Source organism: Streptomyces alkaliterrae, from assembly GCF_007097205.2.
In the GTDB taxonomy this organism is placed as follows: Bacteria; Actinomycetota; Actinomycetes; order Streptomycetales; family Streptomycetaceae; genus Streptomyces; species Streptomyces alkaliterrae.
The window spans coordinates 1-7,369 of sequence record NZ_VJYK02000277.1 but is presented as its reverse complement, the minus strand read 5'-3'; the positions used below and the strand labels follow the sequence as shown (position 1 = coordinate 7,369).

The following is a 7,369-nucleotide window of genomic DNA, read 5'->3' as shown; positions in this document are numbered from 1 at the left end:
TAAGAGACAGGTGGACACCCCGCCCGCATCCGGCCCGCGCGGCGGACGCCGGCGGCGTACCGGAGCCTGGCGCCGGGTCGTGCTGGCCGTCGCCGGTCTGTACTTCCTCACGCCGCTGGCCGCGTCGTTCGTCTTCACCGTCCACACGCCCGGCCAGGGCGTGTCGTTCGACGCCTACACCGCGCTGCTGAGTGCCGACGGCTTCGTGCGCAGCCTGCTGCTCTCGCTCGGCCTGGCCGCCGCCACCATCGTGCTGTCGCTGACGCTGGCCGTCCCTGCGCTGATCGCCGTCCGGCTGGGCTCGCCCCGGCTGCGACCGGTGGTCGAGGTGATGTGCATGCTGCCGCTGGTCGTACCGCCGATCGCGCTGGTCACCGGCATCAGCACGGTCCTGCGCTGGGGCCCGGACCACCTCGCCCACACCCCGCTCTACCAGACCTTCCTGGCCGTCCAGGACGAGGACTTCCCCGTCGTCCTGGTGCTCGCCTACGCGGTGCTGGCACTGCCGTTCGTCTACCGCTCGCTCGACGCGGGGCTGCGCGCCCTGGACGTGCCGACGCTGGTGGAGGCCGCCCGCAACTGCGGCGCGAGTTGGCCGCACGTCGTGTGGCGGGTGCTGCTGCCGAACCTGCGCTCCGCGCTGGCCGGCGCCGCGTTCCTCACGCTGGCACTGGTCCTCGGCGAGTTCACCATCGCCTCGCTGCTGGGCTTCGAGCCGTTCGCCGTGTGGATCGTCACGATCTCCGGCGCGCACGCCCGGATGTCGGTGGCCGTCTCCATCCTCAGTCTGCTGATCACCTGGGCGTTGCTGCTGGTCCTCTCCCGGGCCGGCACCGCCTCCACGGGCGCGCCCGCCGCGCCGCGCAATCCGGGCAAGGAGCCCCGTTCATGACCGCACCGACAACCACCCCCCTCCTGCCGCCCGGCGGCGAGCGCACCGGCGGCGCCCGGGTCGAGTTCCGCTCGCTCCGCCGCGCCTTCGGCTCCACGGTCGCCCTCGACGGCCTCGACCTGACCGTCGAGCCCGGCGAACTCCTCGCGCTCCTCGGCCCGTCCGGCTGCGGCAAGACCACCGCGCTGCGGGTCGTGGCCGGCTTCGAGCAGCCGGACTCCGGCGAAGTCCTCGTCGACGGCCAGGACATCACCCGCGTCCCGGCCAACCGGCGTGACGCCGGGATGGTGTTCCAGTCCTACAGCCTCTTCCCGAACCTCAGCGCACGCGACAACGTCGCCTTCGGCATGCGTATCCGCAAGGTCGCGGCCGCCGAACGCCGCGAACGCGCCGAGGAGTTGCTGACGCTGGTCGGCCTGCCGGAGCACGGCGACCGCTACCCGCACCAGCTCTCCGGCGGCCAGCAGCAGCGTGTCGCCCTGGCCCGCGCACTGGCGCTGCGACCCCGCGTCCTGCTGCTCGACGAGCCGCTGTCCGCGCTCGACGCCAAGGTGCGGCTCAGCCTGCGCGAGGAGATCCGCCGCCTCCAACTCTCCCTCGGCATCACCACGGTGTTCGTCACACACGACCAGGAGGAGGCGCTGTCGATGGCCGACCGCGTCGCCGTCCTCAACGCCGGGAAGCTCGAACAGTGCGCGCCACCAGCGGAGTTGTACGAGCGCCCGGCGACACCGTTCGTCGCGGAGTTCGTCGGCGCGATGAACCGCCTGCCGGGGCGGCTCTCCGACGGCGGAGTCGTGGAGGTGTGCGGCGACCGGCTGCCCGTCGACGGCACGGCCCCGGCCGGTCCTGAGGTGGCCGTGCTGGTCCGCCCGGAGAACGTCGGCGTGGAGGCGGCCGACGACGGCACCGCGACGGTGGTGTCGGCCTCCTTCCTCGGCCCGGTCACCCGGGTCCGTCTCACCCTCGCCGACGGTACGGACGTCAAGGCCGACGTCCCGTCCCGCGACGCCGGCAACCTCACCCCCGGCGCCCGCGCCACCGTCGCGCTCGCCCACCGCCCGGTCCTCGTAGTCGCCGCCGGAGCCGACGCGTGAGCGCCGACGACCGGCTCGCGGCCGTCCTCTTCGACATGGACGGCACGCTCGTCGACACCGAGACGCTGTGGTGGGACGCGACGGCGGAGGTCGCCGCCGCGCACGGCCACGAACTCGGCGCGGCCGACGCCCCCGAGGTCGTCGGCCGCGCGGTCGACGACACCGCCGCGCACCTGGCGCGCGTCACCAGCGCCGAGCGGAAGGCGCTGGCGCGGCGCCTGACCGACGACTTCTTCCAGCGGGTCGCCGCCGGCGCCCCGCTGCGGCCGGGCGCCGACCGCCTGCTGGCCGAACTCGCCGCCGAGGGCGTTCCGTTCGCACTGGTCAGCGCGTCGCCACGGGTGGTGGTCGACGCGGTGGTCGGCGGCTCGCTGGCGCACGTGCCGTTCGCCTTCACCCTGTCGGCGGACGACACCGCGCGCACCAAGCCGCACCCGGACCCGTACCAGGCGGCGGCCGACCGCTTCGGCGTCCCCACCGGCCGCTGCGTGGCCGTCGAGGACTCCCCCGACGGCGCCGCCTCGGCGGAGGCCGCCGGCTGCGCGCTCCTGGTGGTCCCCTCGCTCCTCCCCGTCCGCAGCACCCCCCACCGCACCTTCGCCCCCACCCTCGCCGACGTCACACCGGCAACCCTCCGCGCTTGCCTCACCCGCGCCGTTTCGACCCCGCAAGCCCGACGCTGATGGCGCGGCTGATCACCGTCACGGACCGGACGACGTCTGGGACCGGGCTGTGGAGGTTCAGACCGCAGCGATCCGCAGGGGAAACCACCGAGCGCTCTCCATGGCGGATCTTCTCATCGCCGCCACCGCAGAGCGGCATGGGGTGACCGTGCTGCACTACGACGAGGACTACGAGCAGACAGCCACGATCACAGGGCAGCCACACCTGTGGGTCGTGCCGCCCGGGTCAGCCGACTGACCGAGCCGGGAGGGCACGATTCGCCCCCGACCCGGCTCAGGAGGCGCTACCTGTGGATGACAGGTCGTGGGACCAGGGTGGGTTGGCGCCGGGGGTCCGGCAGGTGTGGGCGGCGATCTTGGTCGCGTAGGTGGCGGCGTCGACGGCCTCGTCGAGGGTGAGCGCGTCCAGGCGGCCGCCGAGGCGGCCTAGCGTGGCGAGGTGGTGCAGGAGGCCGGCGGTGAAGGAGTCGCCGGCGCCGACGGTGTCGACCACGTGCGTGGGGTGGCCGGGGACCGTGGTGCGCACGCCGTCGAGGGAGAGCAGGGCGCCGCGCTCGCCGAGGGTGAGGACGACGAGGTGCGCCCCGGCGGTGTGGAGGGTGTCGCAGGCCTCCTCGGGGGTCGCGTCGGGGAGCAGGTGGGCCAGGTCCTCCTCGCTGAGGCGGAGGATGTCGGCCAGTTCGCACCAGCGGTGCAGCCGCTCGCGGTAGACGGCGGGTTCCACCAGCAGCGGTCGGACGTTGGGGTCGAGGGAGATCGTGGTGTGCGGGCGGGCGGCGGCGAGGTGTTCCTCGACGCGGGTGCCGCCCGGTTCGCGGACGAGCGCGAGTGAGCCGGTGTGCAGGCACATACCGGCGCCGAGGGACGCCGCTGCCAGTTCGCGGTCCGACCACTGCCAGTCGGCGGTGCCCTCCGCGTGGAAGGAGTACGCGGCCTGGCCGCCCTCCCGGACGTCCGCGAGGGCGAGGGTGCTGGCCTCGGCGGCGGTCACGCAGGCGCTCAGGTCGACGCCGGACCGGGCGAGGCGGCCGCGGAAGAGTTCGCCGAAGACGTCGCGGGAGAGGCGCCCGGCGAACCGGGTGGGTGTACCGAGGCGTGCGAGCGCGACGGCGGTGTTGGCCGGGCCGCCGCCGGGCAGCGCCCGCAGGACGAGGGCGTCCGGTCCGGCGCTCGGACCCGCTTCCGTCGCGGGCCCGGTGAAGACGTCTGCGACGCACTCGCCGAGGACGGTGACCGTGTGACCGGCCGGTTGGGGACTCATGGAGATGCTGCCTTTCTGCGGCGCGGTGGGACGTCGGCGTTCAGCCCTTGACGGCGGCGCTCGCCACACCCTGGACGAACCACCGCTGGAAGAGGGCGAAGACGATGAGGACGGGCAGGACCATCAGTACGCCGAAGGCGAGGATCTGGCCCCAGTCCGGGGGCTGTTGGCCCTGGAAGACGCTCAGCTCCAGCGGGAGTGGGCGTACCGACGGGTCGGAGATCATCAGCACCGGCCACAGGAACGAGCCCCACTGGATGAGGAAGGTGAGGATGGCGACCGAGGCGAACACCGGCTTCGACATCGGCACGATGATCGCGAAGAAGGTGCGCCAGGGTCCGGCGCCGTCCAGACGCGCGGCCTCCTCGATGCTCGGCGGGATCTTCCGGAAGAACGTGTGGAACTGGTAGATCGCGAAGGCGTTGGCGATGAACGGCAGGGCCAGGACGTACACCGTGTTGCGCTGCCCGTTGAACATGTAGAACAGCGGCACCGCGACCGATTCGAAGGGGATCAGCATCAGCAGCACGACCACCGTGAACAGGGTTCCCTGGCCGCGCCACTTCAGCCGGGTGAGCCCGTAGGCGGCCATCGAGTTGACGATCAGCCCGCCCGTCACGACCACGAACGCCACGAGGACCGAGACGCCCATGAACTGCCAGAAGTAGCCGGTGCTCTCGGAGTTGAGGCTGCTGAAGACGGCCGCGTAGTTGTCGAAGGAGAGGTTGGTCGGCAGGAAGCCGGAGAGTCCGCTCAGGACCTCGTCCGACGGCTTGAGGCTGCCGAGGAAGAGGTACAGCGCGGGGAGGGCGAAGAGCAGTGCCAGCACGCTCAGCACCGTGTAGTCGGCGGCGCGGCGTACCGTTGTGCGGGTCATGGCCATGGTGTGGGCTCAGTCCTCGTTGTCGGGCCGGACGACGCGGCGCTGGATGATCGTCAGGGCGACCACGATCAGGAAGAACACCACCGTGACGGCCGACGCCTGCCCGATGTTGTTCTGGTCGAAGGCCGTGGTGACGGCCTGGTACATCACGGTGCGGGTGGCGTCCTCGTCCAGGCCGCCGCCGCGGACGAGGATGTACACCTGGTCGAAGACGCGGAACGACAGCACCGAGGTGAGCAGCGCGACGAAGACGAGCGTGCCGCGGATGCCGGGCAGCGTGACGTGCCGGAACTGCTGCCAGCGCGAGGCCCGGTCGAGCCTCGCGGCCTCGTACAGCTCGCCGGGTATCTGCTGGAGACCGGCCAGCAGGATGACCATCTGGAAGCCGACGCCCTGCCAGATGGACAGCACGATGATCGATGCCATCGCCGTCGTCGCGTCGCCGAGCCAGTCGAACGCCCCCCAGTTGCCGAAACTCACGGCGTTCAGCGCCGAGTTGAGCATGCCTTCCTCACCGCGCGCGAGGATCAGCCGCCAGATCACCGCGACCAGCGCCATCGGGAAGACCACCGGCATGAAGAAGAAGGACCGGAAGAGGCCGATCGCCTTCAGCTTGCGGTTGAGCAGGATGGCCAGTGCCAGCGCGAGACCGGTCTGCACCGGTACGACCACCGCGGCGAAGGTGAGGTTGTTCAGCAGGGCCCGCAGGAAGGGTCCTGACAGGTCGGGGTCGGTGAACAGCCGCCGGTAGTGCTCCAGTCCGAAGAACGACGGCTCCGCGGGCGAGCCGAGCCGGACGTTGTAGAAGGAGAGCACGACGGCGTAGCAGAACGGGATGCCGACGAAGGCGATGAGGCCACCGACGCCCGGCGCGGACATCAGCAGTCCGTGCCACCGGTCGCGGTTCCTCCGCGTGGCCTTCGACCGCTTCTCGGGGGTCGCGGGCGGCGCCTTCTCCCGGCGCGGGGGCGCGCTGTGCGCGGGTTCCAGGGTTTTCACTGGAGGGTCCTGTTCCTGGCCGGGCGGGCACTGGCACGGTCGCCGTGTGCCCGCCCGGCCGTTCGGGTCCTGAGAGGAAGCGGGACCGGTCCGAAGCGGGGCCGGTCCGAGCCGAGGCCGGCCCGAAGCGGAGGCCGGCCCGAAGCGGGGGCCGGTGCTACGGGATCGGGTAGCCGCCGTTGTCGGAGAAGTCGCGGTCGATGGCCCGGGCGGCCCTGGAGAGGGCCTCCTTGGCGTCGGCGCCGCCGTAGATCGAGTTCAGAGCCTCGCTGAACTTCGCCGTGACTGTGGGGTATCCAGCGGTGATCGGCCGGGTGGTGGCGACGCAGGAGGACGTGATGTCGCTGTCGCCGCAGGGCTTGGCGAGCTGGTCGGCGAAGAGCCGGAGGGGGCCGCCCTCGCGGTACAGCTCGCTCTTGGCCAGCGCGGACTTCGTCGCCGGCACCGCGCCGTTGGCCTTGGTCATCGCGGTGACGTTGGCGTCGTTGAGCAGGTAGTCGAGGAAGGCGCCGGCCGCCTTCCCGTTCCCGCTGTTCGCGCCGATGCCCCAGGCCCACGAACCCTGGCCGGTCTTGGGCCCGTTGCCGAAGTCGGGCAGCGGCAGGACGACGAGGTCCTCGCCCAGGGCCTTGCTGTAGGCCGGGTACGCCCAGTGCCCGACCCAGCTGAGGGCGACCCGCCCCTTGGCGAACGCGTTGCCGTCCGTGTTGGCGTCGACGTACGTCTTCCACGACTGGACGGTCTTCATCGCGGACACCACTTCGGGCGCGTCGAGCGCGTCCGCCGCCTTGCCGTCCCTGAGCAGGGAACCACCCGCCGACCAGACGACGGGGGCGAAGCCGTAGGTGCCCCACTCGGTGGCCAGCCCGTACTGCTCGGAGATGTCGAGCGCCTTGCCGTTGGAGTCCTCGGCCTTCAGCGCCCTGAGCGCGGCGGTGAACTCCTTCGCGCTCCAGGCGTCGTCGAGACCCTTGGGGTACGTGACGCCGGCCGCGTCGAGAAGCTTCCTGTTGCCGTACACGCCGAGCCCGGAGTCGAACATGCCCAGGCCGTAGTGACTGCCGTCGATCGCGCCCTGCGCCTTGGCGGCGTCCGTCGCGTTGTCGAGCGTCCCGGCGGAGACGAAGTCGTCGAGCGGGGCGAGCTTCTTGTTGTAGACGAAGTTCGCCATGGTCGGACCGTCGAACTCCAGCACGTCCGGCAGTTCGGAGGCACTGGTGGCCGTGATGGTCTTCGTGTAGTCCTGCTCGGGTATCAGCTTCAGTTTGACCTTGATGTCGCTCTGCGACTCGTTGAACGACTCCACCGCGCTCTGGAGCGCGACGGTCTCGCTCTCCTGGCCCTGGTGCGCCCAGACGCTGATGGTGCCCTTCCCGCTGCCCTCCTCGGCGGACACGTCCGCGCCGCCGGCTCCCTCGCAGGCGGCCACGGCGACCAGGGGGAGAACGAGGGCCAGGCCGGTGAGCGCCGTGCGGCGCGGCTTTCTGCTTCGTGCGGTCATGGGTGGTGCCTCCGTGCGGCTCGGGGGATGCGGGGTACTGCGAGGCGGGGGGT

8 protein-coding genes are annotated in these 7,369 nt (G+C 71.7%); 4 read left to right on the top strand and 4 right to left on the bottom strand.

Annotated elements, in window-relative coordinates:
• Positions 1 to 10 precede the first annotated feature (10 nt).
• From FNX44_RS21250 to FNX44_RS28610, 4 genes are read left to right on the top strand one after another with little or no spacing between them, the layout of a single operon-like run.
• A complete protein-coding gene (locus tag FNX44_RS21250) occupies positions 11 to 892 on the top strand; it encodes an ABC transporter permease (RefSeq protein WP_143650234.1) in 882 nt (293 codons plus the stop codon).
• The gene (locus FNX44_RS21245) at positions 889 to 1,989 is read left to right on the top strand and encodes an ABC transporter ATP-binding protein (protein WP_143650232.1); all 1,101 of its coding nucleotides are present in this window, start codon (positions 889 to 891) and stop codon (positions 1,987 to 1,989) included. The genes FNX44_RS21250 and FNX44_RS21245 overlap by 4 nt, the downstream gene beginning before the upstream one ends.
• Before the next feature lie 35 nt (positions 1,990 to 2,024).
• A complete protein-coding gene (locus FNX44_RS21240; RefSeq protein WP_143650236.1) occupies positions 2,025 to 2,672 on the top strand; it encodes an HAD family hydrolase in 648 nt (215 codons plus the stop codon).
• Between the two features lie 49 nt (positions 2,673 to 2,721).
• Positions 2,722 to 2,910 (top strand): PIN domain-containing protein, encoded by a 189-nt coding sequence (locus tag FNX44_RS28610; protein ID WP_143650231.1) that lies wholly within the window; start codon positions 2,722 to 2,724, stop codon positions 2,908 to 2,910.
• 36 nt (positions 2,911 to 2,946) lie between these two features.
• Here FNX44_RS28610 and FNX44_RS21230 read toward each other — a convergent pair whose 3' ends face one another.
• The 4 genes from FNX44_RS21230 to FNX44_RS21215 all read right to left on the bottom strand — a co-directional run bounded on the left by FNX44_RS21230 (position 2,947) and on the right by FNX44_RS21215 (position 7,316).
• Positions 2,947 to 3,933: a carbohydrate kinase family protein gene (locus FNX44_RS21230; RefSeq protein WP_143650229.1), complete on the bottom strand. Its 987-nt coding sequence runs from the start codon at positions 3,931 to 3,933 to the stop codon at positions 2,947 to 2,949.
• A 40-nt stretch (positions 3,934 to 3,973) separates the two neighbouring features.
• Positions 3,974 to 4,816: a carbohydrate ABC transporter permease gene (locus FNX44_RS21225; RefSeq protein WP_143650228.1), complete on the bottom strand. Its 843-nt coding sequence runs from the start codon at positions 4,814 to 4,816 to the stop codon at positions 3,974 to 3,976.
• Between the two features lie 9 nt (positions 4,817 to 4,825).
• The gene (locus tag FNX44_RS21220; protein ID WP_143650226.1) at positions 4,826 to 5,815 is read right to left on the bottom strand and encodes a carbohydrate ABC transporter permease; all 990 of its coding nucleotides are present in this window, start codon (positions 5,813 to 5,815) and stop codon (positions 4,826 to 4,828) included.
• A 157-nt stretch (positions 5,816 to 5,972) separates the two neighbouring features.
• Complete coding sequence (locus FNX44_RS21215; protein WP_143650225.1) at positions 5,973 to 7,316, bottom strand: sugar ABC transporter substrate-binding protein; 1,344 nt, start codon at positions 7,314 to 7,316, stop codon at positions 5,973 to 5,975.
• Between the last annotated feature and the right edge of the window lie 53 nt (positions 7,317 to 7,369).

Excerpts from the sequence above, each read along its gene's own strand:
- FNX44_RS21245 (WP_143650232.1), top strand. The coding sequence starts at position 889 with ATGACCGCACCGACAACCACCCCCCTCCTGCCGCCCGGCGGCGAGCGC.
- FNX44_RS21240 (WP_143650236.1), top strand. The coding sequence starts at position 2,025 with ATGGACGGCACGCTCGTCGACACCGAGACGCTGTGGTGGGACGCGACG.
- FNX44_RS21230 (WP_143650229.1), bottom strand. The coding sequence starts at position 3,933 with ATGAGTCCCCAACCGGCCGGTCACACGGTCACCGTCCTCGGCGAGTGC.
- FNX44_RS21225 (WP_143650228.1), bottom strand. The coding sequence starts at position 4,816 with ATGGCCATGACCCGCACAACGGTACGCCGCGCCGCCGACTACACGGTG.
- FNX44_RS21215 (WP_143650225.1), bottom strand. The coding sequence starts at position 7,316 with ATGACCGCACGAAGCAGAAAGCCGCGCCGCACGGCGCTCACCGGCCTG.